Origin of the sequence: Sorangium sp. So ce119 (genome assembly GCF_051524405.1) — a bacterium.
GTDB classification, from domain to species: domain Bacteria; phylum Myxococcota_A; class Polyangia; order Polyangiales; family Polyangiaceae; genus Sorangium; species Sorangium cellulosum_G.
Genome location: NZ_CP150310.1, coordinates 8,587,507 through 8,604,375 on the forward strand (window position 1 = coordinate 8,587,507; position 16,869 = coordinate 8,604,375).

Annotated in this window: 13 protein-coding genes; 7 read left to right on the top strand and 6 right to left on the bottom strand. The window is 73.8% G+C overall.

What is annotated here, in order from left to right; genetic code table 11:
* Positions 1–113: 113 nt before the first annotated feature.
* Positions 114–509: a hypothetical protein gene (locus tag WME76_RS32430; RefSeq protein ID WP_437956111.1), complete on the bottom strand. Its 396-nt coding sequence runs from the start codon at positions 507–509 to the stop codon at positions 114–116.
* A 47-nt stretch (positions 510–556) separates the two neighbouring features.
* Between WME76_RS32430 and WME76_RS32435 the strand changes: the two genes are divergently transcribed.
* From WME76_RS32435 to WME76_RS32445, 3 genes are all read left to right on the top strand, one after another.
* A complete protein-coding gene (locus WME76_RS32435) occupies positions 557–1,225 on the top strand; it encodes a carbonic anhydrase (RefSeq protein WP_437956112.1) in 669 nt (222 codons plus the stop codon).
* A gap of 51 nt (positions 1,226–1,276) precedes the next feature.
* Positions 1,277–2,899 carry a SulP family inorganic anion transporter gene (locus WME76_RS32440; RefSeq protein WP_437956113.1) on the top strand — a complete coding sequence of 541 codons (1,623 nt, stop codon included), beginning with the start codon at positions 1,277–1,279 and terminating at the stop codon, positions 2,897–2,899.
* Positions 2,900–3,035: 136 nt separating this feature from the next.
* Complete coding sequence (locus tag WME76_RS32445; RefSeq protein WP_437956114.1) at positions 3,036–4,640, top strand: FAD-binding oxidoreductase; 1,605 nt, start codon at positions 3,036–3,038, stop codon at positions 4,638–4,640.
* Between the two features lie 134 nt (positions 4,641–4,774).
* Here WME76_RS32445 and WME76_RS32450 read toward each other — a convergent pair whose 3' ends face one another.
* The 4 genes from WME76_RS32450 to WME76_RS32465 form a co-directional block, all read right to left on the bottom strand.
* Positions 4,775–5,701 carry an alpha/beta hydrolase gene (locus WME76_RS32450; protein ID WP_437956115.1) on the bottom strand — a complete coding sequence of 309 codons (927 nt, stop codon included), beginning with the start codon at positions 5,699–5,701 and terminating at the stop codon, positions 4,775–4,777.
* A gap of 125 nt (positions 5,702–5,826) precedes the next feature.
* A complete protein-coding gene (locus WME76_RS32455; RefSeq protein WP_437956116.1) occupies positions 5,827–6,789 on the bottom strand; it encodes a hypothetical protein in 963 nt (320 codons plus the stop codon).
* Positions 6,789–7,628, bottom strand: a complete 840-nt coding sequence (locus tag WME76_RS32460; protein WP_437956117.1) for a hypothetical protein — start codon at positions 7,626–7,628, stop codon at positions 6,789–6,791. Before WME76_RS32460 ends, WME76_RS32455 begins: the two co-directional genes overlap by 1 nt.
* A gap of 7 nt (positions 7,629–7,635) precedes the next feature.
* Positions 7,636–9,261: a protein kinase domain-containing protein gene (locus WME76_RS32465; RefSeq protein WP_437956118.1), complete on the bottom strand. Its 1,626-nt coding sequence runs from the start codon at positions 9,259–9,261 to the stop codon at positions 7,636–7,638.
* Positions 9,262–9,804: 543 nt separating this feature from the next.
* Between WME76_RS32465 and WME76_RS32470 the strand changes: the two genes are divergently transcribed.
* Positions 9,805–11,193, top strand: a complete 1,389-nt coding sequence (locus tag WME76_RS32470; protein ID WP_437956119.1) for a sigma 54-interacting transcriptional regulator — start codon at positions 9,805–9,807, stop codon at positions 11,191–11,193.
* A gap of 32 nt (positions 11,194–11,225) precedes the next feature.
* On the opposite strand, the gene WME76_RS32475 is transcribed toward WME76_RS32470, so the two are convergent.
* Positions 11,226–13,730 carry a beta-glucosidase gene (locus WME76_RS32475; RefSeq protein ID WP_437956120.1) on the bottom strand — a complete coding sequence of 835 codons (2,505 nt, stop codon included), beginning with the start codon at positions 13,728–13,730 and terminating at the stop codon, positions 11,226–11,228.
* A gap of 393 nt (positions 13,731–14,123) precedes the next feature.
* Between WME76_RS32475 and WME76_RS32480 the strand changes: the two genes are divergently transcribed.
* The 3 genes from WME76_RS32480 to WME76_RS32490 are packed head-to-tail and all read left to right on the top strand — an operon-like array spanning position 14,124 to position 16,824.
* The gene (locus WME76_RS32480) at positions 14,124–15,149 is read left to right on the top strand and encodes a hypothetical protein (RefSeq protein WP_437956121.1); all 1,026 of its coding nucleotides are present in this window, start codon (positions 14,124–14,126) and stop codon (positions 15,147–15,149) included.
* Positions 15,146–15,823 (top strand): RNA polymerase sigma factor, encoded by a 678-nt coding sequence (locus WME76_RS32485; protein ID WP_437956122.1) that lies wholly within the window; start codon positions 15,146–15,148, stop codon positions 15,821–15,823. Before WME76_RS32480 ends, WME76_RS32485 begins: the two co-directional genes overlap by 4 nt.
* Positions 15,820–16,824, top strand: a complete 1,005-nt coding sequence (locus WME76_RS32490) for a hypothetical protein (protein WP_437956123.1) — start codon at positions 15,820–15,822, stop codon at positions 16,822–16,824. The genes WME76_RS32485 and WME76_RS32490 overlap by 4 nt, the downstream gene beginning before the upstream one ends.
* Positions 16,825–16,869 lie beyond the last annotated feature (45 nt).

The following is a 16,869-nucleotide window of genomic DNA, read 5'->3' on the forward strand; positions in this document are numbered from 1 at the left end:
TCAATGTTGCGTGACACACTAGCCGCCCTGCCAGATCGAGGAATATACTGGGTTCCATCCTGGTTCGAGCGACCGACGAACTCTTCAATCCCCGAACGATGCTGAGCCTTCGGTCAATTTTCCCGCGGATCGCGCTGCTCTTCGCGCTGCTCCTCGCGCCGCTCACGCTGGCACGAGTGAACATCAGCGTTTTCGAAACGAGCAACTCCGATGTTTCGGGAACGTTTCGAACCGGGGCCATCGAGATCGATCACGCCGATCTCGAGGTGCTGCAGCCGCCGCAGCGAGGAGCGACGTTTCGTGCACGCGCGATAGAGCGGTCCGCGATCGGCGGCGTCATGCCGCCGCGCGTTATCCTCGTCGCCGACCTCCGACCCACGCGCCTCGCGTCTCCTGTCCTCCGCCCTCCTTCCCGTCGTCCCCCAGCCCGCTTCCTGAATTGATCGGTCAGCTCCGCGCCCGCGGCCGTGCGCCGCGAGATCGGAGGAGCTGGAAAGGGTGGTGTTCACGACGACCGCCGCGCCAGAGCCGCGCGGCAACGGAGAGGGTTTGTTCAATGCAGAAGCTAGCGACCGGGTTGCACAAGTTCCATGCCGAGGTTTGCCGCACGCACCAGGATCTCTTTCGCCACCTGGCGAGGGGTCAGCGGCCCGAGGCGCTGTTCATCACGTGCTCGGACAGCCGGATCAACCCGAACCTCATCACGCAGACCGAGCCGGGCGACATCTTCATCGTTCGCAACGTGGGCAACATCGTGCCCTCCTACGGCGCGGGCGGCGGCAGCGAGGCTGCGGCGATCGAGTTCGCCGTCGCGCACCTCGAGGTCAAGCACATCATCGTGTGCGGTCACACGCTCTGCGGTGCGATGCGCGGGCTGCTCGATCCCGGGAGCCTCGAGGCGCTGCCGGGGGTCAAGAGCTGGCTCCAGCACGCCGAGCTGACGCGCCGGCTGGTGCAGGAGAACTACCCCCACATCGAGGGGGAGGATCGGCTGACGATCACGGTGGAGGAGAACGTCCTCGCCCAGATCGAGAACCTCAGGACGCACCCGACGGTCCGGGCGCGGCTCGCGCGCGGCGAGCTCTCGCTCTACGCGTGGGTCTTCAAGATCGAGACCGGGCAGGTCTTTCAATTCGATGCATCGAGCGGTCAGTACACGCCCATCTGCGACACGGCGTCGCCGTCGGCGCTCCCGGAGACAGCCGTCTTCCGGAGAGCGATCTGAACGCCTGACAGGCGCTGACCCGAGACTTCACTCGAAAAGAGGGCCCGTTCGATGCAGTTCGACAATGTGATTCAAGCAAGCAATGGTCCGGGACAAACGGACGCCCGTACCCAGATCGCTGACGTTCCTGGCAACGCAACAGCGCTCCCCGGGGCGCCGCCGGCGGACAGCGCGCCGCCGCTCGACCCGCGCCTCACCGCGAACCTCAAGTACGATATCCCGGCCGGCGTGGTCGTCTTCCTCGTCGCGCTGCCGCTCTGCCTCGGCATCGCGCTCGCGTCGGGGGCCCCCCTGCTGTCGGGCATCGTCGCCGGCATCGTGGGCGGGCTCGTCATCCCGCTCGTGAGCCGCGCCCAGCTCAGCGTGAGCGGCCCGGCGGCGGGCCTCGCGGCCATCGTGCTCGCGGGCATCACCAGCCTGCAGAGCTTCCAGGCCTTCGCGATGGCCGTGGTGATCGGCGGCGTCCTGCAGTTCGCGCTCGGGCTGCTGAGGGCCGGCGCGATCAGCCACTTCTTCCCCTCCTCGGTCATCAAGGGGATGCTCGCGGCCATCGGCGTCCTGCTCATCCTGAAGCAGCTCCCCCACGCCATCGGCTACGACAAGGACAACTTCGCCTCCGAGTCGTTCCAGGCCGAGGGCGGCAACACCTTCACGATGCTGGCGCAGGCGCCGCAGGCGCTCGAGTGGGGCGCGTTCCTCCTCAGCGCCATCTGCCTCGTCATCCTTGTCGGCTGGGAGAAGTCGCGCCTCGCGAAGATCTCCTGGCTGCCCGCGCCGCTCGTCGCCGTGCTCGTCGCGACGCTCGGCAACGAGCTGTTCAAGGCGGCGGTCCCGTCGCTCGCCCTCGAGCAGAAGCACCTCGTGACGCTGCCCACGGGCGACCTGCTCAGCGCCCTCCAGCTCCCGGACCTGTCCGCGATCGCGCGGCCCGAGGTCTGGGTGCTCGGCGTGACGCTCGCGATCGTCGCCAGCCTCGAGACGCTGCTCAACCTGGAGGCCGTCGACCGGATCGATCCGTTCCAGCGCAAGTCGCCGCCGAACCGGGAGCTCGTCGCGCAGGGGCTCGCCAACATGGTCTCCGGGTTCGCCGGCGGCCTCCCGGTCACGTCGGTCATCGTCCGCAGCAGCGCCAACACGAACGCCGGCGCGCGCACGCGGGTCTCCGCCTTCACGCACGGGGCGCTCCTCCTGCTCGCCGTCGTGTTCGCCGGGGCGCTGCTCTCGCACATCCCGCTCGCGTGCCTCGCGACCATCCTGCTCGTGACCGGCTACAAGCTCGCCAAGCCCGCGATCTTCGCCGAGATGCGCAAGCTCGGGTGGAACCACTTCATCCCGTTCGTGGTGACGATCGTGGCCATCGTGCTGACCGATCTCCTGAAGGGCATCGCGATCGGCCTGGCGGTCGGCGTCCTGTTCGTGCTGAAGACGCAGATGTCCCGCGTGTTCGACGTGATCCACGAGGGCGCGCGCGTGACGATCCGCTTCAACAAGGCGGCCTACTTCTTCACGCAGGGCAAGCTGGTCTCGCTCTTCGAGGGGCTGCCGAGCGACACGCACGTGGTCGTGGACGCCCAGGGCGCATCGTACGTCGATCACGACGTCGCGGAGCTCATCCGGCGCTTCCAGCAGTCCGCGCCGCGGCGGAACATCCGCGTCGAGGTCCTCGGCCTGTAGGCCCGGTTCGACGAGCGGGGCGCGAATTTGCCCCGGCGTCCCGCTCGAGCGACGCTGCCCGGATGCGTCCTGCTCTCGATAGCACCGGCACGACAGGCAGCGTCCCCCTCCCTCTCCTTCCCTCCCCGGCTTGACCATGACCGCTGGATTCGCCGGCGGATGGCGCGCACGTTCGCCGCGCGCGGGCGAAGGCCCGGGCGCCGGCCTCGCCCACGCGGGAGGGGCGGCGCCCCCGCCGCGCCTCGACGAGATCGCGCGGAGGCCGCTCTGCCTCCTCCAGGGCTATGGCGGGCTCCACCATTCGTGTGGAGATCTGTACTTCCCGAGATCGGTCGAGCAGCTCAGGGCGCTGTTCCGGATGGCGAGGCAGGCGGGGCGCAGGATCACGTTCCGCGCCGGGGGCCAGTCGTTCGACGGGCAGGCGCTGAACGACGACGTCATGATCTCGATGAGCCGCTTCGACTCCATCGAGGTCGACGCGGAGCGCGCGCAGGTGACCGTGGGCGCGGGCGCCACGTGGGGAGCCATCGCCCGTGAGCTCGCCCCCCGCGGCTTCGTGCCGTACACGGCGGTATCGACGAGCTATGCCACCGCGGGGGGCACCGTCTCGGGGGGCTGCCTCTCTCGCTTCTCGGGCACCGCCGGCAAGGAGGGGAGCTACGTCGAGCGGCTGACGCTCCTCACGACGGACGGGCGGCTCCTCTCGCTGAGCCGCGACGAGCCCACGAGCGCGCTGTTCCACGCGGTCATCGGCGGGCTCGGCTACCTCGGCGCGGTGATCGACATCACCTACCGCGTCGCGCGCGTCGCCCCGGCCGGGACGCCGATCCGGGTGGTGACGCAGGCGACGCGCTGCGCGTCGTTCGAGGAGCTCGCCGAGGCGCTCGTCCCGCCGCCCGAGCTGCTCTTGCCGGCGGAGGGAGGCACCGCCGACGAGGCCGGATGGATCCCCGAGGCGCTCTTCTCGGTCGCCTTCCAGACCCTCGAGGGGAGCAGGAGCATGGTCCTCCGGTCGCGGTACGTCGCGGGGACGTCGCTCGAGCTCCGCCCGCTGCTGACCCATCGCCCCCGGCACCTGCTCCGCGTCCCGGTCGAGTGGCTGATGCGCGCGTCGGTGGTGAGCCGCGCCATCTGGACGATCATCGATCGCTTCATCTTCGACGTCACGCGCCCCTACGTCGATGAGCTCATGGGCTACATGTTCTTCATGGACGGCAACGTCCTGGCGAAGCGCATCGCGCAGGGCTTCGGGATGCGCATGTTCACGGTGCAGCAGTCCTTCATGATCCCGTACGACGCGGGCGCCCGGGAGGAGAGCCTGCGCCGGCTCGCCGACTTCCTGCGCACGATCGAGGAGATCGCGGCCCGGGACGGGATCCCGCCGCTCATGTTCGACGTGCTCCACATCCAGGGAGATCGGTTCCTCCTCTCGGCCAACCACGGGACCGACGGGTTCGCGGTGACGCTCGCGTTCGAGGCCTGGGATGAAGACAGCGTGTGCCGTATCCGCCTGCGGCTCAGCGAGCTGAGCGCGCGCACCCTCGAGCTCGGCGGCCGCGTCTACCTGGTGAAGAACGTCTACGCGACGCCGGAGCAGCTCGAGGCGATGTACGCGCACGCGCTCCCGGAGTTCGTCCGCCTGAAGCAGCTCGTCGATCCGGACGGGCTCCTGCGCAACGAGTTCCTCGAGCGGGTGTTCCCCGTGCACTTCCGTCCGGCGCCACGGCTCGCCCGCCGGTGAGCGCGGCGCGCCGGGATCGGGGGCGTCTTCCCCGATGGCCGGTCATCGCGGGGCGCGCGCCGATGTCCCGGGCTCACGAGGGTGTGGAGCCCGGAGGCGCAGCGCGCGCGGAGACGCAGAGACGACGAAGATCGCTATCGCGGTCGAGCTGCGCGCCCGCGGCCAGGCTTCTTCGCGCCGCGCCGGTCCCCGCGCAGGAACTCGAACGCCTGATCGACCTGATCATCGGTCATCGCGTGCCCCGCGCGCGGCTTGCCGAGCGCCTTCGAGGGCCATTTCAGCCTGCGGAGCATCCTGGCGAGCGCGACCTGATCCCGGTGCGCCGGGTCCTTGCCGCCCCAGCCCACGAAGAGGGGCACGCGCAGCCTGGTCTGCGCGCCCGCGCGCTCCAGGTAGCGCGCGCCGGATCCCCCGGCGAACGCGGCGTAGCCGTCCACCGGCAGCCGCCCGCGCATCGCCAGCGACGTCGCGTAGTACGCGCCGTTCGAGAAGCCGAACACGAGCACCCGCTCGAAGCGCCCGCCCGCGCGCCGCTCGAGCTCCGCGCGCGCGGCGTCCCACTCGGCGAGCAGCGCGTCCTCGTGGGACGCCTGCGCGGCCGTGGCGGTGGGCCAGCACCACCAGTCTTCCATCGCCTTGGGCCCGATCCCTCGACGCCCGCGCGGCATCATCACGACGACGCCGTGCCGGGCGCCGGCGCGCGCCGCGCCCCGCTGCTGCGCCCACTGCCACCCGGACTCGGGCTGAACGACGCCGTGCAGGAAGATCATCAGCACGCGAGGGCCAGGCGCTTCCCTGGCCGGCAGGAAGGCGCACACGTCGCCGGGCAGCGACGCGAGCTCCGGCGCGCACCACCTCGCCGCTGCCGGCGCGGCCTGCGGGGGCGCAGGCGCGGCCGCTGCCTCCGGCGCGGCCTGCGGGGGCGCAGGCGCGGCCGCTGCCAGCGGCGCGGGCGCGCCCGCTTCGGCCGAGCGCGCGCTGGCCTCGTCGCCCTCGGCCGAAGCGGGCGCGCCCGCGGCCAGGAGCGCGGCCAGGGACAGCACCATCGCGGTCGAGCGCATGAGCGCGCAGTACCATGCCCGCGCCGCCGCCGGAAAGCGCGGGCATGCCCCACGTCCTCGCGTCGTCGCGCGGTCGCGCAGCGCTCACGTCCAGCGCGAGGGCCTGACGCGGGACCCCTGCGCCGTCAGAGCTGCAGCTCGATGCCTGCGCCCGAGGCGCCCAGCCACGGCCTCACGCTTCCCGTGCGGGGAGCGCTCGGCGCTGGCTGGTTGAGCAGCAGGTACAGCCCGACGCCCACGGTCGCGAGACCGACGCCGCCGAGGACATCACCGACGATCCCCTTCGCGCGCGCGGCGCTCGCGTCCGCGTCCGCGCTCGTGCGCGCGGCGCTCGCCTGATTCAGGCCGGAGATGCCGAGGACCGCGCCCCCGGCGATGAACGCGCCGCCCACGCCCATGACGACGATCGGGAGCGTCCGGCTCGGCGAAGCGTCGGAGGGGTCGGCCACGGGAGGCAGACCCCCCCCGGCAGCCGAGGCCTGCACGGCCGCCGCTGTGCGGGGCGTCAGCGCGATCGGGACCTCGACCGAGCCGCCCGCGCCGACGGTGAACCGAGCCGCGGCGGCGCGGTACCCCGGGGCGCTCGCCACGACCTCGTGATCTCCCGGGTCCACCTCGACGACCCGCCCGGGGCCCCCGCGCCTCGGTTTGCCGTCGACGACCAGCGTGAGCCCGTCCACCTTGCCGGGCCTGACGGCGATCGTCGCCCGACCGACGCGCCCCTCGAGCGCGGCGACCGCATCCCGCGCCGGCCCGACATAGGGCGCGGTCGCCGGGGTGGACGGCTCGGCCAGGAACGCGCGGAAGCTGGCGAGCGCATCGGCGAAGCGCCCCAGCTCCTTCTGCGCGACGCCGAGGCTGTAGTGCGTGAGGGGCGCCGGCTTGATCTCGAGCGACCGGGAGTACAGCGCCCGCGCTTCCTCCCAGCGCCCCTGTCTGGCCAGCTTCGCCCCCTGGACGAACAGCACGCGCGCCGACTCCACATCGCCCGAGCCCTGCGCGGACGCAGGCGACGGGGCCGCGGCCGCGAGCAACGCCACGACGAGGAAAGCGCCGACTCGCCTGGATAGAGCAGGAGAACGAGCCATCACCGACATTCTCCTTGCCGGCAGCGCGTGCGGTCCAGGCACCGGTTGCCGCAAGCGCCGCAGTGGTTGTCGTTACTCCACAGGTTCGTCTCGCAATGGTGCGCGGCGTCCCCGTCGCAATCGGCGAAATGGCCATGACAGACCGCCCCGCCACCAGAGCTGCTGCTCCCGCCTTCGCCCTCCTCGCCGCTCCCGCTGCCCGGGCCGCCGGGCCCGCTCCCGCCGCCCGGGTCGCCGGGCCCGCTCCCGCTGCCCGGGTCGCCGGGCCCGCTCCCGCTGCTGGTCGCGCCCTCGCTGCCACCGCTGCTCGCGCTGCTGGTCGCGCTCTCGCCGCCGGCGCCGCTCCCGCTGCTGGTCGCGCTCTCGCCACCGCCGCTGCTCGCGCTCTCGCCGCCGCCGCTGCTCGCGCTGCTGGTCGCGCTCCCGCCGCCGCCGCTGCTCGCGCTGCTGGTCACGCTCCCGGCCCCGCCGCTGCTCGCGCTGCTGGTCGCGCTCTCGCCGCCGCCGCTGCTCGCGCTGCTGGTCGCGCTCTCACCACCGCCGCTGCTCGCGCTGCTGCTGGCGCTCTCACCACCGCCGCTCGCGCTGCTGCTGGCGCTCTCGCCACCGCCGCTTCCGACGCTGATCCGGTTGAGATCGCCGCCGCCGCTTCCGTCGCCGGCGCCCTCCTCGCCGGCGCCCCCGGCGTCCTCCGTCTCGTCGGGCTTGTCGGATAGCTCGGCGCCGATCAGCGCGGAGCAGCCCCCCGGACCGAGCGCCGCCGCGGCGAGCGCGGCCACGAGGAGCAGCAGATCGCCACGGCCGCGAGAGGAGCGAAACGTCACCCCAGAATTGCGCATGACCACCTCAGAAATCCGGCGCCGCCGGGAGCGGCATCGACGTTGTTCCAGGCCTCGAACGCGACGGCCGCTCGCCGGGCCGGGCCGTCGGCTCGGCGCGGGAAGCGGGCGCCCTGACGCGCTGGACCGGCGCCTCGGCCCGCTGAGCGGGCGCCTCGGCCCGCTCGGCGGGCGGGTCGTCGTCCCACGGATAGGGATCCTCGTCCCCCGGATCGGGCGCCGCGAGCGGTGACGCGGGCCGCGCGACGCGCGGCGTGAGCGGCTCGTCTGCCGGCGCGCCCCTCACCGCCGCACCGGAGGCTGCCGCGCGCGGCGCCCCCGCATCTGCAGAAGCGATGTCAGCGGCGGGCGCCGCCGGGGCCGCCGCCCTGGGGGCCAACACGGCGCCCGGATGGACCGCAGGGACACCGGCCGCCGCCACCGGCTCCGCGGCGCCGGCGCTTCCGCCCCGCGCGTTCAGCCCCATCACGACGACCACCGGCGCGACGAACGCGGCGAGGACCCCGATCAGGAGCGCCTTCTGCAGCCGCAGCGCGGGCGAGAACCCGAGCGGCGCGCCGTTCGGCGCCTCCGCCATCACGACCGTGCCGCCCCGACGCCCGCCAGGCGTGACCGCCGGCGCCGGGGACGCCAGCAGCGTCCCCCTCGCGCCGGCCCGGCGCTGCGCCGCCGGCGCACCGGAGACGGCGCTGGCCCTCGTGACGGCCGGCGCAGGCCGCTCCGCGGTGCCCGGCGACTCGGCCCCGCGCGCGAGCCACTGGTGCTCGAGCGACGTGCCCGCCGCGTCCGCCGTGATCCCGCGCTCCACCGCCCAGGACGCCAGCGCGCGGCCGAGCGCGCGCATGGTGGGCCACCGCTCGGCGGGCGACTTGGCCAGCCCTCGCTGGATGATCGCCCAGAGCTCCTCGTCGCCGGCGCCGAGCTGCGTCGTCGGCACCGGCTCCTTGCTGAAGATCGCCGAGATCACCGCGCTGAGCGTCTCGCCGCTGAACGGCCGCCGCGCGGTGATGAGCTCGTAAAGCACCACGCTGAACGCCCAGACGTCGGTCTGCTCGCCGACCTCGGGCTGCCCGTCGGCCTGCTCCGGTGACATGTACTCCGGGCTGCCGACGATCATCCCTCGCTGGGTGATCGAGGGGCTCGCCGCGTTGGCGAGCTTGGCGATGCCGAAGTCGACCACCTTGGGGACATGGCCGCCCGCGCCGTCGGGCACGACGAGGATGTTCGCGGGCTTGATGTCGCGATGGACGATGCTCTGCGCATGCGCGGCCGCGAGGGCGCACGCGACCGGCAAGAGCATCTGGACCGCCTGCCCCGCCCGCATCGGGCCGTTCGCATCCAGCCAGTTCGAGAGCGACGTGCCCTCGAGGAGCTCCATCACCAGGAACGGCTCGCCCGAGTCGGTCTCGCCGAAGTCGAACACGCGCACGATCGCCGGGTGGCCGAGCCTCGCCGTCGCGCGCGCCTCCCGGAGCAGGCGCTCGGCGGCGTGCGTGTCGAACTGCTCCTCGTGGAGCACCTTGATCGCCACATCGACGTCGAGCCACAGGCTGCGCGCCCTCCACACGGTGCCCATGCCGCCAGCGCCCAGCCGGCCCACGATCTGGTACTTGCCAGCGAGGACCTCGCCCACGGCGCGCTCCTTCCGCGGCAACCGGCGGACGCAGGACGAGACACCGCCCGTGCTCGCATCGCCTCTCCTGGCGAACGATCTGCTGTGTCCGGAGTCGTGATGCTCGTCCTTCATGGGTCGTCCATCCCGAAAGCAAGCACCGAACCACCGCCCATCGCCCGGCCAGCGCCGGCCCCGGCGCGGCAAAACGCGCGGCTCCCGCCCCAATGCGGCCGGGACCTCTGGCGAGCTCGGCGCTCTACCGCCCCATCTCACGGCCACAATGGAAAGAGCCGTTACTCCCGGAGGAGAATCGTCCACGCGCATCGGTCACGCTGAGGCAATTCGCAACAAGCGATTGCGAAGGAGCAAGGGGCGCTCCGCGGCTGTGGCCAAAGCTCCCCTATCGTCGTTCCACGTGCCCGGCGTCGATCCTCGTCAGGAGGATCCTCATCGCTGCAGGTCCGCGCTAGACTCGTCGGCGACGTGGTGCCCACTGCACCCAGGACAACCCTGGACGACTCGCTCGGTGCGGCCTCGGAACGCCTGCGTTCCAGGAGGCCGATGCCCGGGCTGGTGCTCGTCTTCTCCGTGGACAGCCCCCGCTGCGATGTCCTCCCGCTGAAGGACGGCGAGCTCGAGCTCGGCCGCGGCGAGGTCGGGGGCGTCCCCCTGGACGATCTGAAGATGTCGCGCAGGCACGCGCGCGTGCGCTGGCGCCAGGGCCAGTGGGAGGTCGAGGACCTTGACAGCCGGAACGGAACGTCGCTCGACGGCGAGCCGCTGACCGGCGCGCGCGCGGGCAGCGAGCTGCGCATCGTGCGCACGGGCTCGTCGGTGTTCGTGATCCAGGCCGATGTGGAGCCGTTTCGCGCGGGGATCTCGAGGGCCGGGGGCACGATCCTCGGGCCGACCCTCGCGCGCGCGTGGGACGCGATCGATCGCGCGGCGCGCGCGGGGACGGTGCTGCACATCACCGGCGAGAGCGGGACCGGCAAGGAGCACGCGGCGCGGGCCTTCCACGCCCTCGGCCCGCGGCGCGCGGGGCCGTTCGTCGCGGTGAACTGCGCCGCTGTCCCCGACGGCCTCGCCGAGCGGCTGCTCTTCGGCGCGCGCAAGGGCGCGTACTCGGGCTCCGCGGCGGACGCCGAGGGGTACGTGCAGGCCGCGCAGGGGGGGGTGCTCTTCCTCGACGAGGTGGCGGAGCTCGATCTCGGGGTGCAGGCGAAGCTGCTGCGGGCGCTGGAGGCGCGGGAGGTGCTCCCCCTCGGCGCGTCGCGGCCCATCCCGGTGGATTTCGCGCTGGTGTCCGCGACCCACAAGGACCTGCGCGCGCAGGTGGCCGCAGGCAAGCTCCGCGAGGATCTCTTCTTCCGCATCGCGCAGCCGGCGGTCCGCGTCCCGCGGCTGCACGAGCGGCCGGAGGAGATCCCGTGGATCGTGGACGCGACGCTGCGCAGCGCCGGCGCGGCCGTCGAGCGCGGCGCGGAGGGCGCGAGCGCGCCGCCGGTGGCCCACGCGTCGCTGATCGAGGCGTGCCTCCTGCGCGCGTGGCCCGGCAACGTGCGGGAGCTGATGGCGGAGATCCGCGCGGCGGCGCAGGAGGCGCAGCTCGCGAAGAGCCACGTGGTCCAGGCGCGGCACCTGTCGCCCTCGGCCGGGCACGCCTTCGCCCCGGCGCGGCCGAGCGCGCCGGAGCTGGCGGCGGCCGGCGCGACGGCGACGGACCGCGGCTCGCGGCCGCCGGCGAGCGCGCAGCACGGCGAGCGCGCGGCGCGGCGCGCGGCGTCGCTGCCCGCGGACGAGGTGATCGAGGAGGCGCTGCGCCGCGAGGAGGGGAACGTGGCGCGCACGGCCCGGGCGCTCGGCGTGCACCGCACGCAGCTCCGCCGCTGGCTCGGGCGGCGCTCGGCGAGCGACGAGCCCGCCGAGGACGACGACGCCGAGGGGTGAGGCCCGGCCGCCCGGAGCGGCGCGGCGCGCCCTCAGGGCTCCAGGATCACCACCGCGGCCTGCCGGGTCAGGACGGTGGCCGAGTGTCCCGCGTGCAGCGTGAACGCGCCGGGCTCGACCTGCCAGCCGCCCGACGCCCAGTGCGCGAAGGCCCGCGGCGCCACGGGGATGACGACCTCGACCGCCTGGTCGGGCTCGGCCTCGACGGCGGCGAAGCCGGCCAGCCAGAGCACGGGGCGCTCGACCTCGGAGCCGGGCCGCGACAGGTAGAGCTGGACCACGTGACGCCCGCGGCGGGGCCCCGTGTTGCGCACGCGCACCCGCGCCTCGACGGGCGCGCCGGCCGCGACGCTCTGCGGGGCGTCGATGTCGAGGATCTCCCAGCGCGTGTAGCCCAGGCCGTGCCCGAACGGGTACGCCGGGGCGACGCCGGCGCGGGCCCAGGCCCGGTAGCCGACGTGCAGGCCCTCGGCGTAGACGAGCTTGCCGTTCTCGGGCTGCGTCGACAGCACGGGCACGTCCTCCTCGCGCGACGGCCACGTGGTCGGCAGGCGGCCGCCGGGCTCCGCGGCGCCGAGCAGCACGTCGGCGACGGCGTTGCCCATCTCCTGGCCCGGGAACCACGTGAGGAGCACCGCGTCCACCTCGTCGCGCCAGGGCATGGTCACCGGGCCGCCGGAGTTCACCACCACGATGGTGCGGCGGTTCACGGCCGCGATCGCGCTGACCAGCGCGTCCTGGCGGCCGGGGAGCGCGAGCGAGCTCCGGTCGAAGCCCTCGCTCTCGATCGCCTCCGTGGTGCCGACGACCACGATGGCGACGTCGGCGGTGCGCGCGAGCTCGACGGCGCGCGCCAGCTCTTCGTCGTCGGGCAGCGCGGGGACCTCGACGCCGAGCGAGAACGCCACCGCGAACGCGTCCGGGGCGACAGAGTGCGTGAGCGCGAGGTCGATCTCCTGGCCCGCGTCGAGGGTCAGCTCGGCCGCCCTCTGCGGCGGGGCGAGCAGCATCGCGGCCATGTCGTCCTTGTCCGGCGCGACCGTCTCCTCGAAGAGGACCTGCCCGCCCGCGGTGAGGCGGTAGGCGCCCACGCCGGCCACGCCGATGCGGTAGCGGCCCGCCTCGGCGGCGCGGAACCGCGCCGTCACCTCGATGGTCGCGGCCCGGTTCGCGCGGAAGTCGCCGATGAACGTGAGCTTCCCGACGGCCCGGTGCTCGTCGTGGAAGGCGCCGCCGTTCGCGTCGAGGAGGCGCACGTGCACGCCGTGCTCGCCGGTCACGGGGTCGGTCACCTGGTCGCCGGCCACGGGCACGAGGCCCTCGAGGCTGCGGGCGCCGAGCGCGTGGCGCACCTCGACGCGCTGGCCCAGCGCGGCGCGCAGGCCCTCGAGCGGCGAGACGGCGTAGTGCGGGTGGACGCTGGCGCTGCCGCCGCCCTGGATCCGCCCCTGCGCGGCGTTGGGGCCGATGACGGCCACGCGCTGGAGGGTGGACGCGTCGAGGGGGAGCGCGTCGCCCTGGTTGCGCACGAGCACCATGCTGGCCGCGGCGACCTCGCGGGCGAGCCGGGCGGCCGCGTCGGCGGGGAGCTGCGCGGGGGCGGGGGCGGCCGGCGCGACCCCCTCGAGCGCGCCGACGCGCGCGGCGAGGCGCAGCAGGCGACGGACCTTCTCGTCGATGGCCTTCTCGGGCACCTCGCCGCTGCGGACGGCGGCGACGAGCGCGTCGCCCCAGGGCCCGGTCGGGCCTGGCATGGCGAGGTCCATCCGCGCGCGCGCCGCGGCCGCGGTGGAGCGGGTCGCGGTCCAGTCCGAGACCACGACGCCGTCGAAGCCCCACGCGTCGTCGAGCGGCGAGGCGAGCAAGGGGCTCTCGGTCATGGTCACGCCGTTGACCGCGTTGTAGGCGGCCATGACGAGCCACGCGCGCGCGTCGACGATCGTCTGCTCGAAGGGCGCGAGGTAGAGCTCGCGCAGCGTCCGCTGGTCGATCCGGACGTCGACGGTGAAGCGCTCGGTCTCCGAGTCGTTGCCGACGTAGTGCTTGGGGGTGGCGCCGACGCCGTGGGCCTGCAGCCCGCGGACGTAGGCCGCGCCGATCCGGCCGGTCAGCAGCGGGTCCTCGGAGAAGCACTCGAAGTGCCTGCCGCCGAGCGGGCTGCGGTGCAGGTTGATCGTCGGCCCGAGGACGACGTCGACGCCCTTGCGCCGCGCCTCCGACGCCAGCAGGGCGCCGACGCGCTCGATCAGGGCCTCGTCCCACGTGGCCGAGAGGGCGGTGGGGGAAGGGAGGCTCACGGAGGGATCGCGCTCGTCCCACTGCTCGCCGCGCACGCCGACGGGGCCGTCCGAGACCACGATGCGGCGCAGGCCGATGGCGGGCTCGGGGTACGTGCTCCACACGTCGGCGCCCGTCAGCAGGCGGACCTTCTGCTCGAGCGACAGCGCGGCGAGGGCCTCCTCCACGCGCCGTTCCACGGCCTCGGGAAGATGATCGGGCTTCTGGGGATGAGCGGACTGCGAGTCGGCGACGGCCATGGCCCCTCCTGAGAGCGCGGAGACGAAGCGCAGAGACGCCGCCCCGCGGCTGCGAGCCAGAACGGTACTTAGAACATCGAGGAAACACCAGGTTCGCAGGAGAGCCTCGATCGCGCGTGTTGGCGGGCGCGCACGGGCGGGCGCAGAGCCCGCCGCGGGGCGCGCGTGCGCGCGTGGTGGCTGGGGGGCGGATGCCGCCGTGGGTGCGAGGGGCGCGCCTGGTTCCATCCGTCAGGATGGCCGGCCAGGGGTCCGGAGAGAGGATCCAACGGCGCGTGATGGGTCTCAGATCGCTGCCTTGCCTTCAAGATAAAGACACAGTTCGCCTTATCCTCCCGGCCCGTGGCAGCTCAACTTCAGAAAGTCTCCGCCCCGTCGAGCGATGCTCGTCGGGTGCGCGCGCTGGGCGGCGCCGTACGCCAGGGCGCGATCGCCGTCGTGGGATGGCTCGTTCTGGTGCGAGCGGAGGCCGTCCACGCCGCGAGCGTCGGGGTCGCTGTGGAGCTCGATGAGCAGCGCTGCGTGACGCTCGACGACGTGCGTGCGGCGGCTGCGCTGCGCGGAGGGCGCGTCGACGCCGACTCCACGGTACGGCTCCGGGTCCACGTGCGCGAAGCGGAGCCGCCGAGCGCGGTGACGCTGGTGATCTCGGGAGAAGGCGCGCATGGCGCCATCGAAGCGCGCACGATCGTGGCAGATTCCTGCGCGGAAGCCGCCTCGGCGCTCGGGCTGGTCGTCACGATGGCCGGCGACGAGGAGGAGGCCCGGGCCGAAGCTTCCCGCGCCGAGCCTCTCCCCCTGACGCCGCCGGCGAGACCGTCGCGAGGCGCAGCCCGCGAGATCAGGCCGACCTTCACCGCGCCGCCGGCGAGGCCGTGGCGAGCCACGGCGCGCGAGACCACGCCCGCGACGAAGCCGTATGCGGCGCTCGGCCTCGTGGCCACACCGCTCCACGCAGGGCCGGCAGGCGCGCGGCTCTCGGGCGGGCTCGCAGCGGATCGAGCGCTCTTCCCATGGGCCGAGCTCGGCGTGGGGGCGACGTTGCCGCGCACCGTGCTCGGAGGGGGAGCGGCGGTGAGCCTCACCTGGCTCACCGCTCGCGCCTCGCTGGCGCCGCTCGGCGCATCGCTCGGCGATCGTGTCTTCGTGAGCGCTTACATGATGCTCGACGCGGGCGCGTTGCTCGCCTCGGGGAAGGGGGCCCCGAAGGTCGACAGCCGGTGGCGCCCGTGGCTCGAGGCGGGCGCCGGCGCACGCGTGCGCGCGCTGCTCGGCGCATGGTCGTTCGTGGATGGGCAGGTTGGGCCCGCGCTGCCCCTCCTTCGGGACCAGTTCTACTTCGTGCACGGCGGGACGGCGTATCAAGCGCCCGCCGTGCGGCTGGACGCCGCGCTCTCCATCGGGGCGTATTTTCCGTGATCAAAGCGGGGACCTCGTGGATCGCCTGGGACGAGCCCCTCGTGATCAGCACCACCGACGACGCCCCCGGTTCTACCGCCTTCCGCCTGGCTCGCCCTCCGGGCGGACTCGTCGACGCGCCAGCGCGTGCCCCATGTGAGCCCACCGCCGACGTCGCCCGCGAGGCGCGGCTCGAAGAGCTCGCGTCGCACCTCGAGTTCCTGTGGCGGTTCGCGTGCCGGATGGGCGTGGGGGAGGCGGCGGCCGAGGACATCGCGCAGGAAGCGTTCGTGGTGGCGGCGTCGCGCCTCGACGCGCTCCTTCCCGGCAAGGAGCGCTCGTACCTCGTCTCGGTCGTGGTTCACATGGTCCGGCGCGAGCGAACCCGGCGAGCACGTCACGAAGAGCTCACGGGCGAGCCCTCGGCGCCGGCGGGCGAGCGGCCGGACAGCCGCCTCGACGAGGCGCGCGCGCGCAGGCTGCTGGATACGTCGCTCGAGGCGCTGGACGACGAGCTTCGCGCGGTGTTCGTGCTCCACGAGATCGAAGAAGAGACGATGGCGGACATAGCCCATCTGCTGGACTTGCCGCCAGGAACCGTGGCGTCACGGCTCCGCCGCGCCCGTGAAGCGTGGAAGCGAGCGACGGAGCGCTTGAAGAAGGGTCTGCCGGTGAGCGGCGGGAGGCGGCCGTGAGCGACTCGTACGACGACTTCGACCGCGCGCTGCTGCGCGCCGGGAGGACGGCGAAGGCGCCTTCCTCGCTCCGCGCGAAGGCCCTCGCGGCCGCCGCGGTGGGGACGGCGACCGCGGCCGCAACGACGAAGCTCGGCGTCGGTACGGCCAAGGCGAGCGGGGGGATCGCGGCGCAGGCCGCTCACGCGTTCGGCCTGAAGGCGGTGCTCGTCGCGTCCATCGGCGTCACGTCGGTCGCGTTCGTGCTCGGGGGTGCGTACGTGGCGGCGAGCCGTCACGCGGACGCGATCGCGTCCGCAGCCCCCGTGCGCTCGCCGCGCGCGGCCTCGCCTCGCGCAGCGGAGATCGACGAGGTGGCGCCGGCGGCCGCTTCACCCACGCAGGAGGCCACGCAGGAGCAGCCCGCCCTGCCTGCGAAGGCGGAGCCCGCCGTCGCCCCTGCCGCCGAGCCCGCCCCGCTCGCAGCGGCGTCGCCCGCCCCGCTCGCAGCGGCGTCGCCCGCCCCGCTCGCAGCGGCGTCGCCCGCCCCGCGCGCAGCGGCGTCGCCCGCCCCGCGCGCAGCGGCGTCGATCAAGGACGTGGCGCCCGCGCCCCAGGGGACCGGGCTCGCGCGCCAGGTCCCCTCCTCCGCTCCTTCGGTGACGGCGGTCCCCGCCGTCGACCCCCTTCCACGAGAACCCAGCAGTGAGCAGGCCGCGCCGGCCCCTGCGACACCCACCTTCGTACTCTCGGACGAGCTCCGGCTCATCGACGCCGCGCGAGCGGCCCTCGCGCGGGGGGACGCGCCGCTCGCCCTTCGCTTCACCGCCGAGCACGCGGCCCGCTTTCCAGGAGGTAGCCTCGCCATCGAGCGCGACGTCCTCCGCGTCGACGCCCTCGTGGCCGCAGGGCACATCGCGGAGGCCGCGTCGCACGCGTGCGCCTTCGCCGCGCGGAGCCCGCGCTCCGCTCAGGCGCCGCGCATGATCAAGGTGGGTCGCTGTTCAAGCACGATTCCGTGATCAAAAGCGCGGAGCGAGAGATCGCCGGACGGTGGAGGATCCTCG

What these genes read in the sequence shown, in the direction of transcription:
- WME76_RS32440 (WP_437956113.1), top strand. Translation starts at nt 1,277, where the DNA reads ATGCAGTTCGACAATGTGATTCAAGCAAGCAATGGTCCGGGACAAACG.
- WME76_RS32455 (WP_437956116.1), bottom strand. Translation starts at nt 6,789, where the DNA reads ATGGCTCGTTCTCCTGCTCTATCCAGGCGAGTCGGCGCTTTCCTCGTC.
- WME76_RS32450 (WP_437956115.1), bottom strand. Translation starts at nt 5,701, where the DNA reads ATGCGCTCGACCGCGATGGTGCTGTCCCTGGCCGCGCTCCTGGCCGCG.
- WME76_RS32475 (WP_437956120.1), bottom strand. Translation starts at nt 13,730, where the DNA reads ATGGCCGTCGCCGACTCGCAGTCCGCTCATCCCCAGAAGCCCGATCAT.
- WME76_RS32435 (WP_437956112.1), top strand. Translation starts at nt 557, where the DNA reads ATGCAGAAGCTAGCGACCGGGTTGCACAAGTTCCATGCCGAGGTTTGC.
- WME76_RS32445 (WP_437956114.1), top strand. Translation starts at nt 3,036, where the DNA reads ATGACCGCTGGATTCGCCGGCGGATGGCGCGCACGTTCGCCGCGCGCG.
- WME76_RS32470 (WP_437956119.1), top strand. Translation starts at nt 9,805, where the DNA reads ATGCCCGGGCTGGTGCTCGTCTTCTCCGTGGACAGCCCCCGCTGCGAT.
- WME76_RS32460 (WP_437956117.1), bottom strand. Translation starts at nt 7,628, where the DNA reads ATGCGCAATTCTGGGGTGACGTTTCGCTCCTCTCGCGGCCGTGGCGAT.